The 21,259-nt window shown below is 63.9% G+C and carries 26 protein-coding genes; 4 read left to right on the forward strand and 22 right to left on the reverse strand.

The window, feature by feature from the left end; all coding sequences use genetic code 11:
- Nucleotides 1-198: 198 nt before the first annotated feature.
- The 4 genes from FJ527_RS09200 to tesB all read right to left on the reverse strand — a co-directional run bounded on the left by FJ527_RS09200 (nucleotide 199) and on the right by tesB (nucleotide 3,690).
- Nucleotides 199-477 carry a hypothetical protein gene (locus FJ527_RS09200; protein ID WP_140822797.1) on the reverse strand — a complete coding sequence of 93 codons (279 nt, stop codon included), beginning with the start codon at nucleotides 475-477 and terminating at the stop codon, nucleotides 199-201.
- Nucleotides 478-805: 328 nt separating this feature from the next.
- A complete protein-coding gene (locus FJ527_RS09205) occupies nucleotides 806-2,161 on the reverse strand; it encodes an ammonium transporter (RefSeq protein ID WP_023784148.1) in 1,356 nt (451 codons plus the stop codon).
- 31 nt (nucleotides 2,162-2,192) lie between these two features.
- Nucleotides 2,193-2,531: a P-II family nitrogen regulator gene (locus FJ527_RS09210; RefSeq protein ID WP_015315049.1), complete on the reverse strand. Its 339-nt coding sequence runs from the start codon at nucleotides 2,529-2,531 to the stop codon at nucleotides 2,193-2,195.
- Nucleotides 2,532-2,829: 298 nt separating this feature from the next.
- Nucleotides 2,830-3,690 (reverse strand): acyl-CoA thioesterase II, encoded by an 861-nt coding sequence (gene tesB, locus FJ527_RS09215; RefSeq protein WP_140822799.1) that lies wholly within the window; start codon nucleotides 3,688-3,690, stop codon nucleotides 2,830-2,832.
- 98 nt (nucleotides 3,691-3,788) lie between these two features.
- On the opposite strand from tesB, the gene FJ527_RS09220 reads away from it, so the two are divergent.
- Nucleotides 3,789-5,048, forward strand: coding sequence for a ubiquinone biosynthesis hydroxylase (locus tag FJ527_RS09220; RefSeq protein ID WP_140822801.1), 1,260 nt, complete (start codon nucleotides 3,789-3,791; stop codon nucleotides 5,046-5,048).
- A gap of 117 nt (nucleotides 5,049-5,165) precedes the next feature.
- Here FJ527_RS09220 and FJ527_RS09225 read toward each other — a convergent pair whose 3' ends face one another.
- The 3 genes from FJ527_RS09225 to FJ527_RS09235 form a co-directional block, all read right to left on the reverse strand.
- The gene (locus tag FJ527_RS09225) at nucleotides 5,166-5,696 is read right to left on the reverse strand and encodes a hypothetical protein (RefSeq protein ID WP_015315046.1); all 531 of its coding nucleotides are present in this window, start codon (nucleotides 5,694-5,696) and stop codon (nucleotides 5,166-5,168) included.
- 141 nt (nucleotides 5,697-5,837) lie between these two features.
- Complete coding sequence (locus tag FJ527_RS09230) at nucleotides 5,838-6,194, reverse strand: YciI family protein (RefSeq protein WP_140822803.1); 357 nt, start codon at nucleotides 6,192-6,194, stop codon at nucleotides 5,838-5,840.
- On the reverse strand, nucleotides 6,191-6,418 hold the full coding sequence (locus FJ527_RS09235) for a hypothetical protein (RefSeq protein WP_140822805.1): 228 nt from the start codon (nucleotides 6,416-6,418) through the stop codon (nucleotides 6,191-6,193). The genes FJ527_RS09230 and FJ527_RS09235 overlap by 4 nt, the downstream gene beginning before the upstream one ends.
- A 212-nt stretch (nucleotides 6,419-6,630) precedes the next feature.
- On the opposite strand from FJ527_RS09235, the gene FJ527_RS09240 reads away from it, so the two are divergent.
- Nucleotides 6,631-7,056: an OsmC family protein gene (locus tag FJ527_RS09240; protein WP_015315043.1), complete on the forward strand. Its 426-nt coding sequence runs from the start codon at nucleotides 6,631-6,633 to the stop codon at nucleotides 7,054-7,056.
- A 157-nt stretch (nucleotides 7,057-7,213) separates the two neighbouring features.
- Here the strand turns inward: FJ527_RS09240 and FJ527_RS09245 are convergent, their stop codons facing one another.
- The 7 genes from FJ527_RS09245 to FJ527_RS09275 all read right to left on the reverse strand — a co-directional run bounded on the left by FJ527_RS09245 (nucleotide 7,214) and on the right by FJ527_RS09275 (nucleotide 12,529).
- The gene (locus FJ527_RS09245; RefSeq protein WP_140822807.1) at nucleotides 7,214-7,843 is read right to left on the reverse strand and encodes a DUF480 domain-containing protein; all 630 of its coding nucleotides are present in this window, start codon (nucleotides 7,841-7,843) and stop codon (nucleotides 7,214-7,216) included.
- 137 nt (nucleotides 7,844-7,980) lie between these two features.
- Nucleotides 7,981-8,760: a succinate dehydrogenase iron-sulfur subunit gene (locus FJ527_RS09250; RefSeq protein WP_140822809.1), complete on the reverse strand. Its 780-nt coding sequence runs from the start codon at nucleotides 8,758-8,760 to the stop codon at nucleotides 7,981-7,983.
- The gene (locus FJ527_RS09255; protein WP_140822812.1) at nucleotides 8,760-9,194 is read right to left on the reverse strand and encodes a DUF3052 family protein; all 435 of its coding nucleotides are present in this window, start codon (nucleotides 9,192-9,194) and stop codon (nucleotides 8,760-8,762) included. The genes FJ527_RS09250 and FJ527_RS09255 overlap by 1 nt, the downstream gene beginning before the upstream one ends.
- A gap of 2 nt (nucleotides 9,195-9,196) precedes the next feature.
- Nucleotides 9,197-11,032, reverse strand: coding sequence for a succinate dehydrogenase flavoprotein subunit (gene sdhA / locus FJ527_RS09260; protein ID WP_015315038.1), 1,836 nt, complete (start codon nucleotides 11,030-11,032; stop codon nucleotides 9,197-9,199).
- Between the two features lie 4 nt (nucleotides 11,033-11,036).
- Nucleotides 11,037-11,432, reverse strand: coding sequence for a succinate dehydrogenase, hydrophobic membrane anchor protein (gene sdhD, locus FJ527_RS09265; RefSeq protein ID WP_023771889.1), 396 nt, complete (start codon nucleotides 11,430-11,432; stop codon nucleotides 11,037-11,039).
- Complete coding sequence (gene sdhC / locus FJ527_RS09270; protein ID WP_140618350.1) at nucleotides 11,432-11,848, reverse strand: succinate dehydrogenase, cytochrome b556 subunit; 417 nt, start codon at nucleotides 11,846-11,848, stop codon at nucleotides 11,432-11,434. Before sdhC ends, sdhD begins: the two co-directional genes overlap by 1 nt.
- Nucleotides 11,849-12,103: 255 nt before the next feature.
- Nucleotides 12,104-12,529, reverse strand: a complete 426-nt coding sequence (locus FJ527_RS09275) for a hypothetical protein (protein ID WP_181166315.1) — start codon at nucleotides 12,527-12,529, stop codon at nucleotides 12,104-12,106.
- 253 nt (nucleotides 12,530-12,782) lie between these two features.
- On the opposite strand from FJ527_RS09275, the gene FJ527_RS09280 reads away from it, so the two are divergent.
- Nucleotides 12,783-13,145, forward strand: coding sequence for a hypothetical protein (locus FJ527_RS09280; protein WP_140823081.1), 363 nt, complete (start codon nucleotides 12,783-12,785; stop codon nucleotides 13,143-13,145).
- On the opposite strand, the gene FJ527_RS09285 is transcribed toward FJ527_RS09280, so the two are convergent.
- Both FJ527_RS09285 and FJ527_RS09290 read right to left on the reverse strand, forming a co-directional pair.
- Nucleotides 13,129-14,346: a GGDEF domain-containing protein gene (locus FJ527_RS09285; RefSeq protein WP_140822814.1), complete on the reverse strand. Its 1,218-nt coding sequence runs from the start codon at nucleotides 14,344-14,346 to the stop codon at nucleotides 13,129-13,131. The genes FJ527_RS09280 and FJ527_RS09285 overlap by 17 nt on opposite strands.
- 75 nt (nucleotides 14,347-14,421) lie before the next feature.
- Entirely contained in the window at nucleotides 14,422-15,618 is a 1,197-nt protein-coding gene (locus FJ527_RS09290) for a GGDEF domain-containing protein (RefSeq protein WP_140822816.1), read from the reverse strand.
- A gap of 149 nt (nucleotides 15,619-15,767) precedes the next feature.
- Here FJ527_RS09290 and FJ527_RS09295 point away from each other — a divergent pair, with 149 nt between their 5' ends.
- Nucleotides 15,768-16,085 carry a hypothetical protein gene (locus tag FJ527_RS09295; RefSeq protein ID WP_015315031.1) on the forward strand — a complete coding sequence of 106 codons (318 nt, stop codon included), beginning with the start codon at nucleotides 15,768-15,770 and terminating at the stop codon, nucleotides 16,083-16,085.
- 39 nt (nucleotides 16,086-16,124) lie between these two features.
- On the opposite strand, the gene leuC is transcribed toward FJ527_RS09295, so the two are convergent.
- The 6 genes from leuC to FJ527_RS09330 all read right to left on the reverse strand — a co-directional run bounded on the left by leuC (nucleotide 16,125) and on the right by FJ527_RS09330 (nucleotide 21,257).
- Nucleotides 16,125-17,534, reverse strand: a complete 1,410-nt coding sequence (gene leuC / locus FJ527_RS09300) for a 3-isopropylmalate dehydratase large subunit (RefSeq protein ID WP_140822819.1) — start codon at nucleotides 17,532-17,534, stop codon at nucleotides 16,125-16,127.
- Nucleotides 17,535-17,789: 255 nt separating this feature from the next.
- Entirely contained in the window at nucleotides 17,790-18,425 is a 636-nt protein-coding gene (locus FJ527_RS09310; RefSeq protein ID WP_140822821.1) for a class I SAM-dependent methyltransferase, read from the reverse strand.
- Between the two features lie 53 nt (nucleotides 18,426-18,478).
- Nucleotides 18,479-19,288, reverse strand: coding sequence for an amino acid ABC transporter permease (locus FJ527_RS09315; protein WP_140719747.1), 810 nt, complete (start codon nucleotides 19,286-19,288; stop codon nucleotides 18,479-18,481).
- Nucleotides 19,289-19,378: 90 nt separating this feature from the next.
- Nucleotides 19,379-20,176, reverse strand: a complete 798-nt coding sequence (locus FJ527_RS09320; RefSeq protein ID WP_140719745.1) for a transporter substrate-binding domain-containing protein — start codon at nucleotides 20,174-20,176, stop codon at nucleotides 19,379-19,381.
- Nucleotides 20,177-20,346: 170 nt separating this feature from the next.
- Complete coding sequence (locus FJ527_RS09325) at nucleotides 20,347-20,847, reverse strand: MarR family winged helix-turn-helix transcriptional regulator (RefSeq protein ID WP_140822823.1); 501 nt, start codon at nucleotides 20,845-20,847, stop codon at nucleotides 20,347-20,349.
- Nucleotides 20,844-21,257 carry an organic hydroperoxide resistance protein gene (locus FJ527_RS09330; protein WP_140660458.1) on the reverse strand — a complete coding sequence of 138 codons (414 nt, stop codon included), beginning with the start codon at nucleotides 21,255-21,257 and terminating at the stop codon, nucleotides 20,844-20,846. The genes FJ527_RS09325 and FJ527_RS09330 overlap by 4 nt, the downstream gene beginning before the upstream one ends.
- Nucleotides 21,258-21,259 lie beyond the last annotated feature (2 nt).

Consider the following 21,259-nt stretch of genomic DNA (forward strand, 5'->3'; position numbering starts at 1 on the left):
GTCAGTGATTGCCTGGCCGCAGCGCATGACGCACTCCGGCAGATTCGGATGCCAGATTAGGCGTGGGAAGGTTAAGGGCGCATTAACTATAAGACCGTGGGGGCCGTCCTTTTGGCACCGACATCTACCAGTGACCGCACCATAAGAAAAATGGCGGGCGCCCTGGCCCGCCATCCATTCGTTGGGCTGGGCAGCGTGCTACTTGCTGGCGCCGCCGAGCATCTTCACATTGGCGCAGAACTCGGCGTGCGGCTTGCTCATCGCCGCGTCCTGGCATTCCTTCATCATGGCGTCCTGCTTCTCCTTCGGCATGGCCATGAAAGCTGCCTTGAATTCCTCCATCGGCTTCATGGTTTTCATGCTGGAATCGGTGAAGAACGGCGCCATGTTGTCGGGCTCGTCCAGTGCGCCGGCAAATGCAAAGCCACCGACCATGGAAAGTGCGAGTGCCCCCAGGCAGATATTCTTGAGGTTCATGAGAAAATTCCTTCCCGGTTTCAAAAAACACGAGCGTCAGAACGACGATCGCCTCCTGAGTTCGGAGACAGAGTGGTCGATGTTTCCTTGGAAAGCTTCTTCACGCGGACGTGATTGCGCGGACTTGGACGAAGCGAGAACGAATTTGCAAAAAAAGAGGCCCGGAGCGATCCGGGCCTCAAGGCGTGACCTCCTTGCGGGAGCATCACGACGGGATCCTTTCAAAGCAATTCCAGCAGAAGGGATTCGCGGTTTTCCCTCCGGAATTGCGCGGCAAACATGGGGCCGGCGGGAGGAGGGTTCCGCCGGCCCCATTGGCAAGGATGCCTTACGGCACCACTTCGCCATGCTGGGAAATGTCGAGGCCTTCGACCTCTTCCTGGGTCGTCGGACGCAGGCCGACCAACGCCTTGACGACGTAGAGGATGACGAAGGTGGCAACCGCCGTCCAAATAATGGTGACGGCGACACCGTAGATCTGCTTGCCGAGCGAAGCGCCCGACGAGAGACTGTTGATCGCCGGGTCGGCGAGCACGCCGGTCAGCAGGGCGCCGACCACGCCGCCGACGCCATGCACGCCGAAGGCATCGAGCGAGTCGTCATAGCCGAACATGTGCTTCACCTTGACCGCCGAGAGGTAGCAGACGACGCCGGCGACGATGCCGACGATGAAGGCGCCGGTCGGGTTGACGAAACCGGAAGCCGGCGTCACCGCGACGAGGCCCGCGACGGCGCCCGAGATGATGCCGAGCACGGAAGGCTTCTTGGCGATGATCCATTCGGCGAACATCCAGGCCAGTGCCGCGGCGGCGGTGGCAACCTGGGTGTTGAGCATGGCGGCACCGGCAAGGCCGTCGGCCGCCAGTTCCGAACCGGCGTTGAAGCCGAACCAGCCGACCCACAGCAGCGATGCGCCGATGACCGAATAGACGAGGTTGTGCGGCGCCATGTTGGTGGTGCCATAGCCTTCGCGCTTGCCGAGAACCAGTGCACAGACGAGGCCCGCGACACCGGCATTGATGTGAACGACCGTGCCGCCGGCGAAGTCGAGCACGCCAGCCGTACCGAGGAAGCCGCCACCCCAGACCCAATGCGCGATCGGCACATAGACGATCAGCAGCCACAGTGCCATGAAGATCAGCAGTGCCGAGAACTTGAAGCGTTCGGCGAAGGCGCCGGCAATCAGCGCCGGCGTGATGATGGCGAAGGTCATCTGAAACATCGAGAAGACGAATTCAGGGATGTTGGCCACACCCGGCAGCCACAGGCTGGCGGTGGTGATGCCGTGGTGGAAGAATTTCGAGGTGCCGCCGAGATAGGCATTCATGCCGCCGCCGTCGGAGAAGGCCAGCGAATAGCCGAACATGAACCATAGCACCGTCACCAGGCAGGTGATGGCGAAGCTCTGCATGACGGTGGCGAGCACGTTCTTCTTGCGCACCATGCCGCCGTAGAACAGCGCCAGGCCCGGGATGGTCATCATCAGCACCAGCGCCGTGGAGGTCAGCATCCAGGCGGTGTTGCCGGTATCGAGCACCGGGGTGGGCGCGGCGGCAGGTGCCGCGGCAGCGGCAGCGGGTGCGGCTTCCTGCGCGAAGGCGGCGACGCTGCCCAGCGCTGCGAGAGCGAGCGTGCCCAGAAGGGCCGCCCGTCCCGTCGTCTTCAAGGTGGAAGGAATATTCATTGAACTCTCCATTGGAATACGTGTTCGCCGCTCAGAGCGCGTCGCTGTCTGTTTCGCCGGTGCGGATGCGCACCGCCTGGTCGATGCCGAAAACGAAGATCTTGCCGTCGCCGATCTGGCCGGTCTTGGCCGCGGCGGTGATGGCTTCGACGGCCTTGTCGACCATGTCGGCCGCGACCGCGACCTCGATCTTGATCTTCGGCAGGAAAGAGACCGCGTATTCCGCCCCCCGATAGATTTCCGTATGCCCCTTCTGACGCCCGTAGCCTTTGACTTCGGTGACGGTCAGGCCCTGGATGCCGACGGCGGTAAGCGCTTCGCGTACCTCGTCCAGCTTGAACGGCTTGATGATTGCCATCACGATTTTCATAGGTTCACCCTTTGCTGTTGCGGTGCCCCGCGTTTGCACGACTTCACCGATCCCAAAGAGCCGGAGAGTGCCCCCAAGGATTCAAGCTCCGTGCCAAGTGCCGAAGCAGGGCGTTAACCTATTGGAAACAAAGGGAATGGAGCGCCCACCGCCAATTGCTGTATGCATGTGCGGCACGCCGCATGCTCAAAATTTAAGCAATTTTGTGAAATTGCCTAATTTGCCGGCTTTGAGCATGATCAGGAAAAATGGTATCGGCTTTCGCAAAGAATCTTTCTCAAACAAGACTCGCGAATGCTCAACGCTTGAGCCGGATCAACCCTTCCTGTGCCATCGAGGCGATCAGCGTGCCGTCACGGGCATAGAGCGTGCCGCGGCTGAAACCGCGCGATCCCGAACTCGAGGGGCTGTCCTGCGCATAAAGCAACCAGCCGTCGAGCGAATGCGACCGATGGAACCACATCGAATGGTCGAGGCTGGCGGCCTGGATGTCGGGATCGAACAGGCCGCGCCCATGGGCGAAGGTCGAGGTGTCGAGCAGCGTCATATCGGAGAGGTAGGCGAGCAGCACCGACTGCAGCGCGCGGTCGTCGGGAACCGGCCCGGCAAGGCGGATCCAGACGTTCTGCCGGGGCGGCAGCTTGTCGCGGCTTTCATAGTGCTGGAGGTTGACCGGCCGCAACTCCAGCGGCCGCTCGCGCGCCCAGAAACGGCGAACCGCCTCCGGCACCCGGTCGGCCGTTTCGAGCAGTTGGCGCTGCGTCTTCAGCCCTTCCGGCGGCGGCACGTCGTCAGGTAGCGCGAACTGGTGCTCGAGCCCCTTCTCGTCGACCTGGAACGAGGCTTCCAGCGAAAAGATCGCCTGTCCGTGCTGGATTGCCAGCACCCTCCGCGTGGTGAAGGAACCGCCGTCGCGGATGCGATCGACCTCGTAGATGATCGGCACCTTGATGTCGCCCGGGCGCATGAAATAGCCATGCAGCGAATGCACGAAACGGTCGGGCTCCACCGTTCGCTGCGCCGCCACCAGCGCCTGCGCGATGGTCTGGCCGCCGAACACGCGCTGCCACTCCACCTGGGGGCTGCGACCACGATACAGATTGTGTTCCAGCTTCTCGAGGTCGAGAATGCGCAGAAGCTCGTCGATCGCCGCCGTCATGTTTTGTGACCTCGCCGCAAAATTGCTATGGCGGTTTCCGACAGGAAGAACGAGCCGTCAAGGGCGCAAGCCCCGTAGGCGCGCAAGGAGCCAAGACAATGGAACGCAAGGCGGACGCCAAGGCCAGATCCGGGATCGATGTTCTCGTCGCGGGTGCCGGCTATGTCGGCCTGGCCGCCGCGGTCTCGCTGAAACAGGCTCGCCCGGGCCTCGCCGTGGCGCTGGTCGACGCGGCGCCCGCCGGTTCCTGGCAAAGGGATGGCCGCGCTTCCGCCATCGCCGCGGCGGCCTGCCGCATGCTCGACCAGCTCGGCGTCTGGGCCGAGATCGCGCCGAAGGCGCAGGCGATCACCGAGATGAGCATCACCGATTCACGCAGCGCCGATCCGGTGCGCCCGGTCTTCCTGACCTTCGGCGGCGAGGTGGCGCCGGGTGAGCCTTTCGCGCATATGGTCGCCAACAGGGCGTTGAACGGCGCCTTGCGGGCCAAAGCCGAACAGCTCGGCATCGACATCATCGAAGGCGTGGCGGTGCAAGGTTTTGAGACCAATGGAGCCGGCATGTCAGTGCATCTGGCGGACGGCGCCACGTTGGCGGCGCGGTTGCTGGTTGCCGCCGATGGCGTCAATTCGAAACTGCGCGACATGGCCGGCATCAAGACGGTCAAGTGGGAATACCGTCAGTCCGGCATCGTCTGCACCGTGGCCCATGAACGCCCGCACAACGGCCGCGCCGAAGAGCATTTCCTGCCCGCCGGCCCGTTCGCCACGCTGCCCCTGATACCCGACGAGGACGGCACCAACCGCTCTTCGATCGTCTGGGTCGAACGGGCGGAAGATGCGAAAACGCTCGTCGAAGGCGACGATCTCGTCTTCGAACACGAACTTGAACAACGTTTTGGGCTGAAACTTGGAGAAATCCGCGTCGCCGACAAGCCGCGCGCCTGGCCGCTTGGTCTCACCATCGCGCGCGCCTTCGTGGCACCGCGCATCGCGCTTGCCGGCGATGCCGCCCACGGCATCCATCCGATCGCCGGCCAGGGGCTCAATCTCGGCTTCAAGGATGTGGCCGCCCTTGCCGAGGTGATCGTCGAGGCCGACCGGCTCGGCCAGGACATCGGCGCGCTCGACGTGCTGGAACGCTATCAGCAATGGCGCCGTTTCGACACGGTGCAGATGGGCATCACGACCGATGTGCTGAACCGGCTGTTTTCCAACGACATCACCCCGCTGCGCACCGTCCGCGACATCGGCCTCGGTCTCGTCGAGCGTATGCCGCGGCTGAAGGAGTTCTTCATCCGCCAGGCATCGGGACTATCCGCGGGCACGCCGCGCCTGCTGAAGGGCGAGGCGATCTGATCGTCTCGCTGACTTGACGTCGCGGCCTGTGGGCTGCGCCGCGTCGCTTCGCTCCTTGCTCCGCCATGGGATGAGGATGCAGCGGGAGTTTCGCGCCAATCGCAGAGGCCGGCGATCTCAGTTCACTTCAAAACCAAGCTTCTGGCGCAGCCGCAGCATGCGCTGGTCGGGTATCTTCAGGCTCTGCTCTCCGCCCTGAGCCACCCGGTTCAGCATTTGCAGCAGATCGTCCCGTTCGTTCGGGTCGAGGCGTTCGCGCAGGAAGGGCGCCAGCTTGTCGATGACGATGGTGGTGTCGTCTATCTGCGTCGCGGCCCACTTGGCATAGACAACCGCCTCGTCGGTCTTCTTCGGCCCGGCTGCGATCTGCGAAATCACCTCGCGAATGACGGCCTCGCGCCGCGGCAGAACAGGGCCGTCTTCCGAAACGATCGCGGTGATCAGCGTCGCGGCCGCCACCACCGGATCATCGATCGCCGTCAGCGGCGAAAGCGCGGCCTGCTTGCGCAGCTTCTTGCGCCGGATGTTGCCTTGAACGCGCCCGACGACTTCGGCGACCTCGCGCGCGGCGTCGTTCATCGCCTTCATCCGGTACCACCACAATGCCGCCGCTCCGAGCACGCCAAGGACAGCAATCAGGAAAGGCATGTCCAAATCCCCCAAAGTCTTGGGCGACGATAGGAGAACTCGTGGCTTGCTTCAACACGCAAGAATTGAGCCCCGGCAAGACGGGACCTTCGCTCAACCGAACGCCCAGGTTTATAAGGGAGCGCAACGCATGACAGGGAATTATGACCCCGGCACGTTGTAGATCGCGCGCACTTCGATCGTACCGATTTCGGCCAGCGGAATCTCGCCGGCGATGTCCAGCGCCTCGTCGAGATCCTTCGCTTCGATCATGACGAAACCGAGCAACTGCTCCTTCGTTTCCGCGAACGGGCCGTCGGTGATCAGCTGCTTGCCCTTGCGCCGCCGTACGGTCTTCGATGTCTTCACCGATTGCAGTGCCTGCGCGATGATCAGCTTGCCTTGTTGATCCAATGACCTGTCATAGGCCAGCGAGTCGGCATCGAGCTTGGCGGCACCCTCGGCGGTCATGGCATGGAGGTCTTTTTCCTCACCATAGACCAGGCAGACATATTTCATTTCGAGCTCCCTTCTTGTGAAAAACCATAGGCTGCGGCGACAACCATGTCAGCCTTGCCCGCGGCCGTTGCCGCATGGTCGAGAAGGCATGCCGCGACCGTGATGATGGCAATCGCCACCAGCAGCCTGCCGAGGCCGGACGCCGGCGGGTCCAGCCAGAAGTCCTCCTGTCGCCCAGGCCCGCGGCCTGGCCTCTTCCACAGCGCGAAAAACAGATTGTCCATGTCAACCTCCATCCGGCCACAAATCCCGTGGCCTCCCGCAGGACGGCCGGCCCGGATGGAGGCCGACATTTTTGCGTGGGTATTTTTTCGGCGGAAAGGGCCGTCATCGTGCCGTGGTCCAAACAGCGCAGTGGTCTTCGCCGACGTCCGCGCTATAGTTGGCCGGACGCTGGCTCACCCAGGACAAGTTCACGACAACCCAGGAGGACTTCATGGACCGCACCGCAAACGCCGTCTGGAAAGGCAATTTGAAAGACGGCAAGGGCACGCTCGACACGCAGAGCGGGACCCTGAAGGGTACGCCCTATTCGTTCAAGGCGCGCTTCGAGGACGAAAGCGGCAAATCCGGCACCAATCCGGAAGAACTGATCGCGGCCGCCCATGCCGGCTGCTACGCCATGCAGCTGTCGCATTTCCTCGCCGAAAACGGCACGCCGGCGCAAGAACTCGACGCCAAGGCCGTGGTGACGCTGGTTCCCGGCACCGGCATCACCGGCAGCGCCATCACCCTGGTCGGCAAGGTGCCCGGCATCGATGCGGCGAAGTTCAAGGAATTGGCCGAGAAGGCCAAGGCCGAATGCCCGGTCTCTCAGGCGCTCGGCGCGATCAAGGTTTCGCTCGACGCCAGGCTTGGCTGAAGGGCTTGGCCTGAAGTGACAAACGCCGGCTCCAGGGCCGGCGTTTCTGCATCGGAGATTGGCGAAAGCGGTCGCAGCATCCAATGTTCCCCTCGTGGGGAGATGCCCGGCAGAACAGAGGGGGGCGCCGTCCCCCCGACGTCTCGGATTGGTGGCCTCAACCCCCCAGCGTATCAAGCCGGGCGCGAAGGGCCGCGACTTCCTGCTCCAGCGCCTCCAACCTCGCTTCCAGATGGGAGGCAGGCGCGGCCGGCGCACTGCGCTGAGCCGAGAGAGCGGCAACATCCACTGGACCGGCGAGCAGATGCGAGTAGCGGTCCTCGCGCTGGCCCGGCCCGCGTGGGATTTCCTGGACCAATGGCGGCCGGCGGCCGATCAGCATGTCGAGTTCGCCGCGCAGGTCTTCGATCGATGAAAACCGCGCCATGCGCTCAGCTCGCGCCAGGAGTTCATGTGCCGTCTGCGGTCCGCGCAGCAAGAGCAGACCGAGCAACGCGGTCTGCGGCGTGGTCAGTGAGAAACGCTGCGCCATCTGATGCTCGTAGCGCTCGACGCGCGAACCGAACATCTGCCGGACCAGTCCTTTCTGCTCCAGCAGCTTCAACGCCCTGTGCACCTCCGTCTGTTCCAGCGTCATGACAGGCTCGCGCGCCGTCTTCTGGTTGGCCGCGGCAAATGCCGCGTTGAGCGTCAGCGGATAGACGTCCGGCGTCAGCTCCTTCTTCTCGATCAAGCAGCCGAGCACGCGGGCTTCGGCGGGAGAGAGGATGGGAAGGTCTTCGCTCATTGGATTGGTTATCCTTTCGAGTTTGGCGGGACAGCACCCCTCCGTGCTGCCGAACCTAAACCCGTCTCTCCACCATCATCTTTCTGATCTCGGCAGCCGTGTCGCCGAAGGCGCACAAAGAAGAAAAACGATCGCCGTCAGGCGCGCCGCTCCACCATCATCTTCTTGATCTCGGCGATCGCCTTCGCGGGATTGAGCCCCTTCGGGCAGGTCTGCGCGCAGTTCATGATGGTGTGGCAGCGATAGAGCCGGAACGGGTCTTCGAGATTGTCGAGCCGTTCCCCCTTGGCCTCGTCGCGGCTGTCGATCAGCCAGCGGTAGGCCTGCAGCAGCGTCGCCGGGCCGAGATAGCGGTCGCCGTTCCACCAGTAGCTCGGGCACGAGGTCGAGCAGCAGGCGCACAATATGCACTCGTAAAGCCCGTCGAGCTTTTCGCGGTCCTCGTGGCTCTGCAGCCATTCCTTGGCCGGCGTTGGCGACACCGTCTTCAGCCATGGCTCGATGGAGGCGTGCTGGGCGTAGAAATTGGTAAGATCGGGCACCAGATCCTTGATCACGGGCATATGCGGCAGCGGGTAGATCTTGATCGCGCCCGATATGTCGTCGCAGCCCTTGGTGCAGGCGAGCGTGTTCGAGCCGTCGATGTTCATGGCGCAGGAACCGCAAATGCCTTCGCGGCAGGAGCGGCGCAAGGTCAGCGTCGGGTCGATCTTGTTCTTGATCCACAGCAGCGCGTCGAGCACCATCGGCCCGCAATCGTCCATATCGACGAAGTAGGTGTCCATGCGCGGGTTCTCGTCGTCGTCCGGCGACCAGCGATAGATGCGGTATTCCCTGAGATTGGTGGCACCCTCCGGCTTCGGCCAGGTCTTGCCCTGCTGGACCTTCGAGTTCTTTGGGAGCGTGAGTTCGACCATTACCTCAGGTCCTTTCGGATGACGAGCTTCAGCCCGGACCAGATTTCGTTCACGGCGGCGACCTTGACGTCGACAAGGTCGAGCTTGAGCGCTTCAGCACGGACAACGCCCTCGGTGACGTCGGTGGCCACTTTCGAGGCCTTCTTTGGCCAGGAGACCCAGACCATGCCGTCGCGCTTGATCGCCGCCTCAAGTGCGCCGAGGCGATCCTCGATCTCGGCGCGTTGTCTGGTGAAGGCGTGGACGGCGTCGTATTTCAACACCACGCCCGAAATGTCGGACCATTCGGCCAGCCGGTTGGCCTCGGCGAAATCGACGGCCTTGGCGAGGTCCGTGAGTTCCGGCGGCAGGGCGATGAAGGCGGCAATCATCCCATCCTTCAGGCCGAGCTTGGCCGGAAGGGACGTACCGGAATATCCCGCCGCCGTCGCCATCCTCAGTACACCCTGGCCTTCGGCGCTATCTTGGCCAGACTGATGCCGCCGTCCTTTTCGGCCAAAAGCGGCTCGGTGTGCACCGGCCGATAGGTCAGCGTCACCGCGCCGTCCTCGCTGAGATGGGCGAGCGTATGCTTGCGCCAGTTGGCGTCGTCGCGGGCGGAAAAATCTTCCCGAGCATGCGCGCCTCGGCTCTCCTTGCGCGCCTCGGCGCCGTAGACGGTGGTGATGGCGTTCGCCATCAGGTTTTCCAGTTCCAGAGTCTCGACCAGGTCCGAGTTCCAGATCATCGAGCGGTCGAAGACTTTGACATCCTTGAGCTCGGTCCAGATTTCCGAAATGCGCTTGCAGCCGTTTTCGAGCGATTCCTGCGTACGGAACACGGCGGCATCTTCCTGCATCGCCTTTTGCATCTTTTCACGAAGGACAGCCGTCGGCGTCGAGCCATTGGCGTGGCGGAGCCGGTCGAAGCGATCCATAATCTTGTCGACCGAAGCCTGGTTGGGCGACGGGATCGCCGCCTTGCGGTCGATGACCTGGCCAGCTCGGATCGCCGCGGCGCGGCCGAACACCACCAGGTCGATCAGCGAGTTCGAGCCAAGCCGGTTGGCGCCGTGCACGGAAGCGCAACCGGCCTCGCCGACCGCCATCAGGCCGGGCGAGACCCGGTCGGGGTTGTCCGCGGTTGGATTGAGCACCTCGCCCCAATAATTGGTCGGCACGCCGCCCATATTGTAGTGCACCGTCGGCAGCACCGGGATCGGCTCCTTGGTCAGGTCGACGCCGGCGAAGATTTTCGCCGACTCCGAAATGCCTGGAAGCCTTTCGTGCAAGACCGCCGGATCGAGATGATCGAGGTGCAGGAAGATGTGGTCCTTGGCCTTGCCGACGCCGCGGCCTTCGCGAATTTCCAGCGTCATGCAGCGCGAGACGACATCGCGCGAGGCGAGGTCCTTGGCCGACGGTGCGTAGCGCTCCATGAAGCGTTCGCCCTCGGAGTTGACGAGATAGCCGCCCTCGCCGCGCGCGCCCTCGGTAATCAGGCAGCCGGCGCCATAGATTCCGGTCGGGTGAAACTGCACGAACTCCATGTCCTGCAACGGGAACCCCGCCCGCGCCGCCATGCCGCCACCGTCGCCGGTGCAGGTGTGTGCCGAGGTCGCCGAAAAATAGGCGCGCCCATAGCCGCCGGTCGCCAGCACCACCATCTTGGCCGAGAAGCGGTGGATGGTGCCGTCGTCCAGGTTCCACGCCACGACGCCGGTGCAGGTGCCGTCCGGTTCCATGATCAGATCGAGCGCGAAATACTCGATGAAGAACTGCGCGTTGTTCTTCAGCGACTGGCCGTAGAGCGTGTGCAGGATGGCATGGCCGGTGCGGTCGGCGGCCGCACAGGTGCGCTGCACCGGCGGCCCGTCGCCATAGTTCATCATGTGGCCGCCGAACGGCCGCTGGTAGATCTTGCCCTCTTCGGTGCGCGAGAACGGCACGCCGTAATGTTCGAGTTCGTAAACGGCGGCCGGGGCTTCGCGCACCAGATATTCCATGGCGTCGACGTCGCCCAGCCAGTCCGAGCCCTTGACGGTGTCGTACATGTGCCACTGCCAGGAATCCGGGCCCATGTTGGACAGCGACGCGGCGATTCCGCCTTGCGCGGCAACCGTGTGCGAGCGGGTCGGGAACACCTTGGTGATGCAGGCGGTGCGCAGGCCCTGTTCGGCCATGCCAAGCGTGGCGCGCAGCCCGGCGCCGCCGGCGCCGACGACGACCACGTCGAACTTGTGATCGACAAAGGTGTAGCCTGCCGCGTTGGCTGATTTCGTGTCCTGGGCCAAGACTTCAGCCTCCGAATGCCAGTTTCAGCAGGGCGAAGAGCGAAGCGACGCCGACTGCTATGGTGAAGAATGTGTTGAGGGCGATCAGCGCCAGCTTCATGCCTTCGCCATGCACATAGTCCTCGATGATCACCTGCATGCCGATCCGCATATGATAGAGCGGCGAGATGAGCACCAGGGCCATCACCAGCGCCACGAACGGGTTGGCGAGCGCTGCCCGCACCTGCGCATAGCCGGCGCCGTTGAGCGCGATCAGGAACCCGGTGAAAAACAGGATCAGCGGGATGTTGGCGATCGCCGTCAATCGCTGGCGCCAGAAATGCCCGGTGCCTTCGCGGGCAGAGCCCAGGCCGCGCACCCTGGCCAGCGGGGTGCGCATGTCGGTGTTCTTCGCACTCATCACAAGGCTCCCCGCGCCATGGTGCCGGCGACCCAGATCAGCAGCGTGAGCAGAACCGAGCCGGCAAGCGTCGCCCAGGCGATCTTCGAGGCCGTGTGTTTTTCAAGCCCGGCGCCGGTGTCCCAGATCAGATGGCGGACACCGCCCAGCATGTGATGCATCAGCGCCCAGGTATAGCCGAACAGGATCAGCCGCCCGAGCCAGGTGCCGAAGGCCCAGTTCACCCAATCGAAAGCCGGCTGCGAGGATGCCGCCGCCATCAGCCAGACGGCAACCAGCAGCGTGCCGAAGTAAAGCGCGCCCCCGGTGATGCGATGGATAATCGACATCGTCATGGTGATCGGCGGCCGGTACACGCTCAGGTGCGGCGAAAGCGGCCTTTCGCGTCTGGCTTGGGTGGCTGGTGATTTGCTCATGGCTGCCCCAGTTCGGCGTCTGCCGCCTCAGGTGGAAATGCGGCAATGCCGCTTCCGGTTGCGACTTCGGACAGCCGGTTTCTAATGCTCTTTTTGCACCGCGTCAAAGCCAGAAAACCGTTTCGAAAACGTAATTTAGTCTGACTAAAAGCCCGGATGCGGCTTCAATCGATTAGCGGGCGAACGGCCGAAGCCGGCTTGATATCGCTGCAGTGCAGCATGTCTCGCCAGGGCGCGGCCGTGTCGAGATTTGGCTCACCGGGTGCAGGTCTGCGGCGTCGATCCCTTCTTCATCACCAGCGCCTCGCGTCCGTCGATCACGATTGCGTCATGCGTGACCCCCTGGTAGCGGCTGCTCTGGTTTGCCGGTGACGCCGCGAACTCCTCGGTGGCGCCTTCCTGGCCGACCACGCGCAGCGACGTGCCGAGATTCTGAATGGTGATCATGCCGCCATTGCCGCATCTGTAGGTGGCCGTGCCCGTGGTGAAGCGCGGGGCGGTGGGGTCGGTGGTGATCTTGGTCGCCGGGCGCGCGGACTGTTGCTGGACGGGAGCAGCAGGCGCCACCACGGGTGTCGCTGTGTTGGCGGCCTTGGGCGCGCCATCCTCCGGCACACAGGCGCCGGCCGCGAGAAGCAGCGGAATAGCGAACGACATCCGAAGCGTTCGGTCAAACATCATGTGCTGCCCCCTCATGGCCGGGCACGCTAGCCACGCGGCGCGCCAAGATCAAGTTCACCCCGGATTAGACCGGCCATGTCGATCCTTGGGGACATCGGCGGCCACCGCGAAATTAACCATGTTCATTAAGAAACGGCCGTCGGGCCACTCCTCCCCTTAACAAAGGTTAAGAAAGGGTTAATTTCCGATTCGGACCAGATCGGGGCGCGATCTCTCGCGCCGACAAAGGGAGAGCGACATGCGTTCTAGATCAGTGCGGGCTAAATCAGTGCGGACGACCCTCGCGGCCCTCACGCTGGCAGCGCTTGCCGTCGGGGTGGCCGCGCCGGCCGAGGCCGGCTTGCGCCATCATGACCGCGTCTACGCCGATTCGTTCGGCAATCTCGTCATCGACAGCGCAGCCGGCTACAAGCGCATCATCGTCGGCGAAGGCAAGCTGGCCAGGCAATTGTCCGACTACACCAGCGCCGGCCAGCCCAAGGTGATCTACCAGAACGAATCCGACGACATATCGGGCGAAGGCGACTGCTATCGCCCGCCGGTGTTCGTCAAGGGCCGCTCCTATATGTACGGCCTGTCCGACGGCGAAATGCCGGAGCTCAGCCCCTGCCGTTGATGCGGGCCTGGCCGATTTTGACCACGGCCAGCCCATCGGCTGGCCCGGTGGAGACACGCACGCAGTCGCGCCCGGCATTCTTTGCCAGGTAGAGCGCTTCATCCGCGCGCCGCATCAGGTCGGAAAACCCCTCGCTCACGTGGAGCTCGGCAATGCCGAAGCTCGACGTGCAGCGGTTGTCGGCCGGCAACCCGCTGATGGGCAATGCGCCGAACGCGTGCCGGGTGCCTTCCGCGAACAGCCGGGCGGCTGCAAGGTTGGCGCCTGTCAGGATAACGGCGAACTCCTCGCCGCCGATGCGGCCAACCACGTGATGGTCCTCGGCCGCTTCTCGCAGCAGGCCGGCAAAGGCCTCGATCACCCGGTCGCCGGAGGCATGGCCGAAGCTGTCGTTGATGGACTTGAAATGATCGAGATCGGCAATGACCATCGCCACCGGCACGCCCAGGCGCGTGGCGTCGTGTACGGCCAGCTCCGCATGACGCGTGAAGCCGCCACGGTTGAGCAGGCCCGACAGCGTGTCCACCTCCGACTTCGACGTCACTTCGGCAAGCACATCGCGAACGAGAATGCCCAGCGTCAGCAGCGCCAGTGCCAGGGCAAAGACAGTGCCCAGCGACTGCGACACCAGCGCGTAGCTGCTTTGCAGATAGGCCTGCGGATTGGCGCCCCAGCCGCCGAGCGCATGCGCGATGAACGGCTTTGAGGCAAACTGCAGGCCGCTGGCCGCCAGCACCGCCATCAGGATCAGATCGAGGCGACCGCGGCTTTGCCTAGACGCCCAGACGATGCCAAGGCCAACGAACTGCATGGCGGCGTAGGGAAGCTGGTAGGCCATGATGCGGGCGAGCGACTGGCGCGGCAGATCCTGCACGAAATAGACCGCGACGGTGGTCGCGGCCAGGAAGAACAGCATCGGCGTCCATGGCGGCGCCACGCCATATTTGCGGGCAAGTCCGCCGTTGAAGGCAATGGTGGCGCCGAGGAAAACGGCAAAGGCCGTAACCACAGGAAGCCGCGCATCGTTGAAGGCCGGAATGCTGAATTCGATCGCTGAATAGACCACGCCCAGGACATAAGCTGACGCCATCCAGCGCGCCGGCGCGCGCCCGGCATCATGGAACGAGACAGCCATGAAGGATGCCGCCAGCAGGCCGGCAACCGCCAGATTGATCAACAGGATGAAGTTGGCGCCGCTCATCTATCCTCAAACCCCCGCCGACAGCTAAACATCGACGGGCGAAAAAGACGTTAACGCGAAGCGCGGACGCGGCGGTCAGCTGGCCCTGAGCGGCTCCCGCACGAACACCGTCTCCGGTCGCTCGTAGGAGAGGCGCACGCTGTCGCGACCATTTTTCTTGGCCTTGTAAAGCGCCTCGTCGGCCCGTCGCATCAACGGTTCCAGCGTCTCGTCGCCGCTGCGGGCCGCCACGCCGAAGCTGGCGGTGACCTTGGTGCCGGCGGGAAGCCCGTCGACGCCGCCAGCCGAATAGAGTGTGCGCACCGCCTCGGCGAAGAGCCGCGCCGCGGCGAGATCGGTCAGCGGCAAAAGCACGGCGAATTCCTCGCCGCCGATGCGCCCCGCGGCACCTCGCGCTCCCGTGGCCGAGCGCAGCTTCCCGGCGAAATCCGCGATCACGCGGTCGCCGGCGGCATGCCCGTGCATATCGTTGAGCGCCTTGAAATGGTCGAGGTCGGCCAGCACCAGCGCCACCGGGAATTTGGCCATGGCGCAACGCTGCAGCAGCATGGCGGCGCGCTCCTCGAAACCCCGGCGGTTGAGCAGCCCCGAAAGCGGATCGGTGTGGGTTTCCGTCTTAAGCGCCTTCATCACGTCGAGCGCGGCGGCGGTGAAGAGGCAAAGCGCGATCAGCAGCGACAGCAGCGCGTGCGACAGCAGCGCCGTCGTCCAGTAGGACGAGCCGTAGAAGCCGTCATAACCGGCGAAGGGCCCGTGCGCGATGACGACCGCCAGGGTGCGCACGAAGAAATTGACGCTGGACAGCAGCGACAGCACGAACAGGATCTTTTCTGTCGGGCCGTTGTTGCGCACCGGGCGCAGTTCGGCGGCGACGAGCAGGCTGACGCCGCCGAAACCGAAATTCATCGCCAGGATGCGCCAGGTGAGATCCGGGGTGACGAACAGGAACCACGCGAATGCCGCAAGGCCGCCGCCCGCCAGCACGGCGATCCCGACGCCGGGCACCTTCCGGCCGTAGCGGGCGATGATGGCGCCGGACAGGCAGCAGGCGGCGATGGTGAAGCAGATGTTCGACACCAGCTTGGTCAGCGTCACACCGATGGGCAAGGTGAAATATTGGAACAGGAAGCCGGGCGCCGAGACGCAGTAGCTGAGCGCCAGCACCGCCAGATAGGGGCGATGGCGCTGATGGAACCACAGCATGAGGAAGGCCGCGCCGAGCGCCAGCGCGATCGTCGGGTTGAGCAACGCAATGAACAGGCCGGTGTCCAAAGGACTGTGACTTCCCCTCTGTTGACGTCGCGGAAGACCTTAGAGGGCAAGCCCAAACAAGCCGTTAAGCCTGGGCTGTCGGCGCCGTATGTTTGCGGGAACCCGGTGCTGTCGGAAGCGTTCCTGAATTCACAATCCAGGAGCAGGCCATGGCCGACACGATCACATTGACCGACCACGATGCAATCCGTTCATGGGCTGCCGGGCGTGCCGGCTTTCCCGCGATCGTCGACATATCGCCCGAGGCTGGGACGCAGCCCATGCTTAGGCTGGTCTTCGGCCAGCACGCCTATCAGGACCAGGACCAGCCGGAACGGCCCGTCAACGCCGGCGGCTATGAGCTTGTCGAATGGGACGAGTGGTTCAAGCTCTTCGACGAAGAGCAGCTGGCGCTCGTGGTCGCGGCGGACGAACCTGGGCGCCGCGAGGAATTCCATGAACTCATCCGGCGCGACAGGAAGGCTTGACCCAAGCCCTGCAAAGGCTCGGGTCAACTCCAGCCTGGCTTATTTCCAGTCGCGAATGTCGACGAAGTGGCCGGCAATCGCCGCGGCGGCCGCCATGGCCGGCGACACAAGGTGGGTGCGGCCCTTGAAGCCCTGGCGGCCTTCGAAATTGCGGTTCGAGGTCGAGGCGCAGCGCTCATGCGGCTTCAGCCGGTCGTCGTTCATGGCCAGGCACATCGAACAGCCCGGCTCGCGCCAGTCGAACCCGGCGGCGCGGAAGATCTTGTCCAGCCCCTCGGCTTCGGCCTGCTCCTTGACCAGCCCGGAGCCCGGCACGATCATGGCGTCGACATGCGGGCTGACTGTCTTGCCCTCGACCACCTTGGCGACGGCGCGCAGATCCTCGATGCGGCCGTTGGTGCAGGAGCCGATGAAGACGCGGTCGAGGGTGATGTCGGTGATCTTCGTCCCCGGCGTCAGGCCCATATAGTCGAGCGCGCGCAGCTTGGAGGTGCGCTTGTTCTCGTCGGTGATGTCTTCCGGGTTCGGCACGATGCCATGCACGGAGACGACATCCTCGGGCGAGGAGCCCCAGGAGACGATCGGCGGCAGCTTGGCCGCGTCGAGCACGATCACCTTGTCGAAATGCGCGCCTTCGTCGGTCTGCAGCGTCTTCCAGTATTCGAGCGCCGCGTCCCAGGCAGCGCCCTTCGGCGCGCGCGGCTTGTCCTTGACATAGGCGAAGGTGGTCTCGTCGGCCGCGATCAGGCCGGCGCGCGCGCCGCCCTCGATCGACATGTTGCAGATCGTCATGCGGCCTTCCATCGACAGCGCACGGATCGCCTCGCCGGCATATTCGATGACATAGCCGGTGCCGCCGGCGGTGCCGATCTCGCCGATGATTGCAAGGATGATGTCCTTGGCGGTGACCCCTTCCGGCAGCTGGCCGTCGACGCGCACCAGCATGTTCTTGGCCTTGCGCTGGATCAGCGTTTGCGTCGCCAGCACATGCTCGACCTCGGACGTGCCGATGCCATGCGCCAGCGCGCCGAAGGCACCGTGCGTCGAAGTGTGGCTGTCGCCGCAGACGATGGTCATGCCGGGCAGCGTAAAGCCCTGCTCGGGGCCGATGATGTGGACGATGCCCTGGCGGATATCGTTCTCGGAATAATATTCGACGCCGAAATCCCTGGCGTTCCTGGCCAGCGCTTCGACCTGGATGCGGCTTTCCTCGTTCTTGATGCCGAACTTGCGCTCGGGCGAGGTCGAGACGTTGTGGTCGACCACGGCCAGCGTCTTTTCCGGGTGACGGACTTTCCGGCCGCTCATGCGCAGGCCTTCGAAGGCCTGCGGACTGGTCACCTCATGGACGAGGTGGCGGTCGATGTAGAGCAGGCAGGTGCCGTCGTCCTGGCGGTCGACGACATGGTCGTCGAAAATCTTGTCGTAGAGGGTGCGCGGTGCGCTCATGTGCGTAAATCCGTCGATATGAGAATGGGAAAGAGCTGATGCCGCAAGCCCGCGGCCGGCCGGCAGGGATCAGCGAAGTCGGCTGGTCAGGGCGCCGGACACGCGCGCGGAAAAGCGCGACGGCAGGCGTTTTCTGTCCTGCAGCACGAACCCCTTGTAGGCCGGATCGCTGAAAAGCTTTTCCATGGCGGGCTAGATAGCAATGTTTTGGCTTTTCGGCAATTGCGGCATGTCGCCAGCACTTCTTCCCTCGGCTTACATCACCTCGAACACAAAAGTCTTCACCAGCGCGTCGGGCTCGGCGATGGCGTAACAGCGAAACCACGGGCTTGCCTCGACCGCCCGCCATTTCGCTGCCTGTTCCAACTCATCGAACACAGCCTGAAAACCGCCACTCTCAAACACCTGGTCGCGCACCGTGAAGATGGCGTGGCCGCCCTTTTTTGTGATGCGCACCAGTTCGTGCAGGCCGGTGGCCGGCGCGTGGCTGATGGTGAACACGCCGGTGGAGAAGAAGGCGCGGAAATGCCCGTCCGGCCATGGCAGCGGCCCGCCCAGCATTGCCTGCTTCAGCTCGCTGTAGGCGTTGCGGCTGCCGGCGATCTTGAGCATGTCGTCCGATAGGTCGAGTCCGGCAATGTCGCTGTAGCCGAGCGCCTTCAGCGACGGTCCCGACAGGCCCGTGCCGCAGCCGGCGTCGAGCAGCGGCCCTTCTCCCACAGGCACGTGGCGGGTCACCCAGGCGGTGATCAGGAACGGCAGGAGATACCCGAGCGAGGCGGTTTCGCCATCATAGGTCGCGGCCCATGCGGCATAGGCCCGCGCCAGCGTTTCGGGCGTATCGGCCGTGTAGACCGAATCCAGCGCCGCATTGGCCTTGTCGATGTTCACTGGCAGCTCCTCCTCCGGCAAGCACCGAGCGTAACGCTGTCGCGGCCCAAAAACTATTCCTCGCGCGTGCGGCGCAGCCGCCGCTCCAGCGCCCTGAGCGCCAGCGACAGGCCGACGGTGAGGATGAGATAGATATAGGCTGTTATCGAATAGGTCTCGAAGAAGCGGAACGAGCCGGCGGCATACACTTTGCCCATCTGCGTGATGTCGGCGACGCCGAGCACCGAGACCAGCGAGGAATCCTTGACCAGAGCGACGAAATCATTGCCGAGCGGCGGCAGGATGGTGCGGATCGCCTGCGGGAACACGACCAGCCGGAAGCGCTGCGCACGGCTCAGCCCCAAGGCCTTCGCTGCCTCGATCTGACCTTTCTCGACCGACTGGATGCCGGCGCGAAAAACCTCGGAGATGAAGGCCGAATAGCCGATGGTCAGCGCCATGATGGCACGCCACAGCAACGACACGTCACGCACCAGCAATTCACCGAGGACGCCGGCATTCTGCAATGGCGCGGTCAGCGCGTTCCAGGCCGCGACGAAGGCCGGCGCGCCGGCAAAGGCTATCCAGAACAGCAGCACCAGGATCGGCACGCCGCGAATGATCTCGACATAGAAGCGCGCGATCTGCCGCAGCCAGGCCGAACCCGACAGTCCCATCAAAGCGATGCCGAGGCCGATCACCGACGCCAGGACAAAGGCGATCACGGTGACGAAGACGGTGATGCCGATGCCCTTGGCGACAGTGGCGAAGACCTGCGCATAGAGATCGCTGGCGGCGATGGCGAGGGCAGCCGCCAGCGCAAGGACACCGGCAACGGCGAGCCACCAGGGGAAGTCGGGTTTGGAAATGCTGGGGGCTGCCATTAGCAGGGATCGGCGACGCAAGAACTGCGAGAGGGACGCAGACTCAACGCAAATCCCTGCCCATCAGACCGGGCCCTCAACAAGATTGGCTCACTGCCCCATCTTGTAATCAAGGAACCACTTCTTGTTCAGCGCATCGAAGGTGCCATCCGCCTTCAGCGCTGCGATCGCCGCGTTGACCGGCTTCACGAGGTCGGAGCCCTTGGGGAAGATGAAGCCGAAATCCTCGGTGCCGAGCGGGCCACCGATCAGCTTCAGCTTGCCATCCGAAGCATCGACATAACCCTTGCCGGCGGTGCCGTCGGTCAGCACGACATCGACGTCGCCGGACTTCAGTGCCTGGACGGTGGCGCCAAACGTCTCGAACAGTTTGATGCGCGGGTTCTGCTCATTGCCGTCGAGCACACTGTAGACGGCGGTGTAGAAAGGCGTGGTGCCGGCCTGTGCGCCGATCAGTCCGTCCTTGAAGGCGCCGAAGGTCTTGGCGTCGGTGAAGCGGCTTTCATCGCCGCGCACCAGCATGAACTGTTCCGAGCGCATATAGGGGTCGGAGAAATCCACCTTCTGCTTGCGGTCGTCCTTGATGGTGATGCCGGTCATGCCGATGTTGTACTGGTTGTCGGAGACCGCCTGGATCATCGCATCCCAGGATGTGTTCTGGTATTCGACCTTGAAATTGAGCCGCTTGGCGATCTCGTTCATCGCGTCATATTCCCAGCCGATCTGTTTTCCCGTCTTGGCATCGATGAACTGCAGCGGCGGATAGGCGTTTTCAGTCACCACCACCACTTGTCTGCCGCCGAGATCGGGCAGCGCCTGCGCGAAGGCGGCAACGGGCGCCAGGACCAGCGCCAACAGGCCGGCCAGCAGCAATTTCGATTTGGTCATGACACACTCCCCGAAATGATTGGCCGCGCGATGCTTGCGCGGCAGAGAAATCCGGCGCCGACTTTAGCTTTCCGCAAGCGCCTTGCAAGACGGGTCCACCGCGACCTTGCGCGTTGACGTGGATTCCAGTGCTTCCGGGAGGCGGTTTTTGAGGACGATCCTTGCCGCGATCAATCTTGCTCGGTCGCGGCTTCGCGCAATCCCGCGACAAGGCGGGTGAGCGTGCCGTGAAGGGTTTTGAGCTCGTCCCGCTCCAGCGGCATGCCGCAATCGAGCGCCGCCTGCACATCCTTCATGTTCGCGCGCAGCGCCTGGCCCTTGGCCGTCGGCTCGACCAGGACCCGGCGCTCGTCGTCGGCATCGCGTCGGCGGGTGACGAGGCCGCCCGCTTCCATTCGCTTGAGCAGCGGGGTCAGCGTCGCTGAATCCAGGCCGAGCGCTTCGCCAAGGTCGCCCACCGTGCTCGGCGCGCGTTCCCACAGCGCCAGCATCACCAGATATTGCGGATAGGTCAGGCCGAGCGGATCGAGCAACGGCCGGTAAAGCTTGATCATCAATCCGCTCGCCGAATAGAGCGCGAAACAGAGCTGTTGGTCGAGCCGTGGCACCGGGTACGCCCCGGCGGCCTCCGCCGGGGCTTCTCTGGCTTTCGTTTCGACTTTTGTCGTCATGCCACCTTTACCGAAAGCGCCACCTCGACATTGCCCCTGATGGCATTCGAATAGGGGCAAATCTGATGCGCCGCCGATACAAGCGCTTCCGCCGCCGCCTGATCAAGGCCTTTCGTCTCCGCTGCCAACGCGACGCCGAGCTTGAAGCCTTCGCCATTGGGAAGCAGGCTGACGGTGGCCGCTACCGCTGCATCCTCGAGCGGCAGCTTCTGCTTGCGCGCCACGAAGCGGATCGCGCTTTCGAAGCAGGCGGCATAGCCGATGGCGAAAAGCTGTTCGGGATTGGTCGCGCCACCCGGTCCGCCGAGCTCCTTGGGCATCGCCAGATCGACCTTGAGCAGGCCGTCGCTGGTTTCGCCATGGCCGGCGCGACCGCCCGTCACGTGGGCCTGTGTGGTGTAGAGTGCCATCT

The organism is Mesorhizobium sp. B2-4-18 (assembly GCF_006441385.1).
GTDB classification, from domain to species: Bacteria; Pseudomonadota; Alphaproteobacteria; order Rhizobiales; family Rhizobiaceae; genus Mesorhizobium; species Mesorhizobium australicum.

Coding starts and splice junctions, on each gene's coding strand:
- FJ527_RS09200 (WP_140822797.1), bottom strand. CDS start 477: ATGAACCTCAAGAATATCTGCCTGGGGGCACTCGCACTTTCCATGGTC.
- FJ527_RS09205 (WP_023784148.1), bottom strand. CDS start 2,161: ATGAATATTCCTTCCACCTTGAAGACGACGGGACGGGCGGCCCTTCTG.
- FJ527_RS09210 (WP_015315049.1), bottom strand. CDS start 2,531: ATGAAAATCGTGATGGCAATCATCAAGCCGTTCAAGCTGGACGAGGTA.
- tesB (WP_140822799.1), bottom strand. CDS start 3,690: ATGACGGCGGCGATCGACGAGCTTCTGCGCATTCTCGACCTCGAGAAG.
- FJ527_RS09220 (WP_140822801.1), top strand. CDS start 3,789: ATGGAACGCAAGGCGGACGCCAAGGCCAGATCCGGGATCGATGTTCTC.
- FJ527_RS09225 (WP_015315046.1), bottom strand. CDS start 5,696: ATGCCTTTCCTGATTGCTGTCCTTGGCGTGCTCGGAGCGGCGGCATTG.
- FJ527_RS09230 (WP_140822803.1), bottom strand. CDS start 6,194: ATGAAATATGTCTGCCTGGTCTATGGTGAGGAAAAAGACCTCCATGCC.
- FJ527_RS09235 (WP_140822805.1), bottom strand. CDS start 6,418: ATGGACAATCTGTTTTTCGCGCTGTGGAAGAGGCCAGGCCGCGGGCCT.
- FJ527_RS09240 (WP_015315043.1), top strand. CDS start 6,631: ATGGACCGCACCGCAAACGCCGTCTGGAAAGGCAATTTGAAAGACGGC.
- FJ527_RS09245 (WP_140822807.1), bottom strand. CDS start 7,843: ATGAGCGAAGACCTTCCCATCCTCTCTCCCGCCGAAGCCCGCGTGCTC.
- FJ527_RS09250 (WP_140822809.1), bottom strand. CDS start 8,760: ATGGTCGAACTCACGCTCCCAAAGAACTCGAAGGTCCAGCAGGGCAAG.
- FJ527_RS09255 (WP_140822812.1), bottom strand. CDS start 9,194: ATGGCGACGGCGGCGGGATATTCCGGTACGTCCCTTCCGGCCAAGCTC.
- sdhD (WP_023771889.1), bottom strand. CDS start 11,432: ATGAGTGCGAAGAACACCGACATGCGCACCCCGCTGGCCAGGGTGCGC.
- sdhC (WP_140618350.1), bottom strand. CDS start 11,848: ATGAGCAAATCACCAGCCACCCAAGCCAGACGCGAAAGGCCGCTTTCG.
- FJ527_RS09275 (WP_181166315.1), bottom strand. CDS start 12,529: ATGATGTTTGACCGAACGCTTCGGATGTCGTTCGCTATTCCGCTGCTT.
- FJ527_RS09285 (WP_140822814.1), bottom strand. CDS start 14,346: ATGAGCGGCGCCAACTTCATCCTGTTGATCAATCTGGCGGTTGCCGGC.
- FJ527_RS09295 (WP_015315031.1), top strand. CDS start 15,768: ATGGCCGACACGATCACATTGACCGACCACGATGCAATCCGTTCATGG.
- leuC (WP_140822819.1), bottom strand. CDS start 17,534: ATGAGCGCACCGCGCACCCTCTACGACAAGATTTTCGACGACCATGTC.
- FJ527_RS09315 (WP_140719747.1), bottom strand. CDS start 19,288: ATGGCAGCCCCCAGCATTTCCAAACCCGACTTCCCCTGGTGGCTCGCC.
- FJ527_RS09320 (WP_140719745.1), bottom strand. CDS start 20,176: ATGACCAAATCGAAATTGCTGCTGGCCGGCCTGTTGGCGCTGGTCCTG.
- FJ527_RS09325 (WP_140822823.1), bottom strand. CDS start 20,847: ATGACGACAAAAGTCGAAACGAAAGCCAGAGAAGCCCCGGCGGAGGCC.
- FJ527_RS09330 (WP_140660458.1), bottom strand. CDS start 21,257: ATGGCACTCTACACCACACAGGCCCACGTGACGGGCGGTCGCGCCGGC.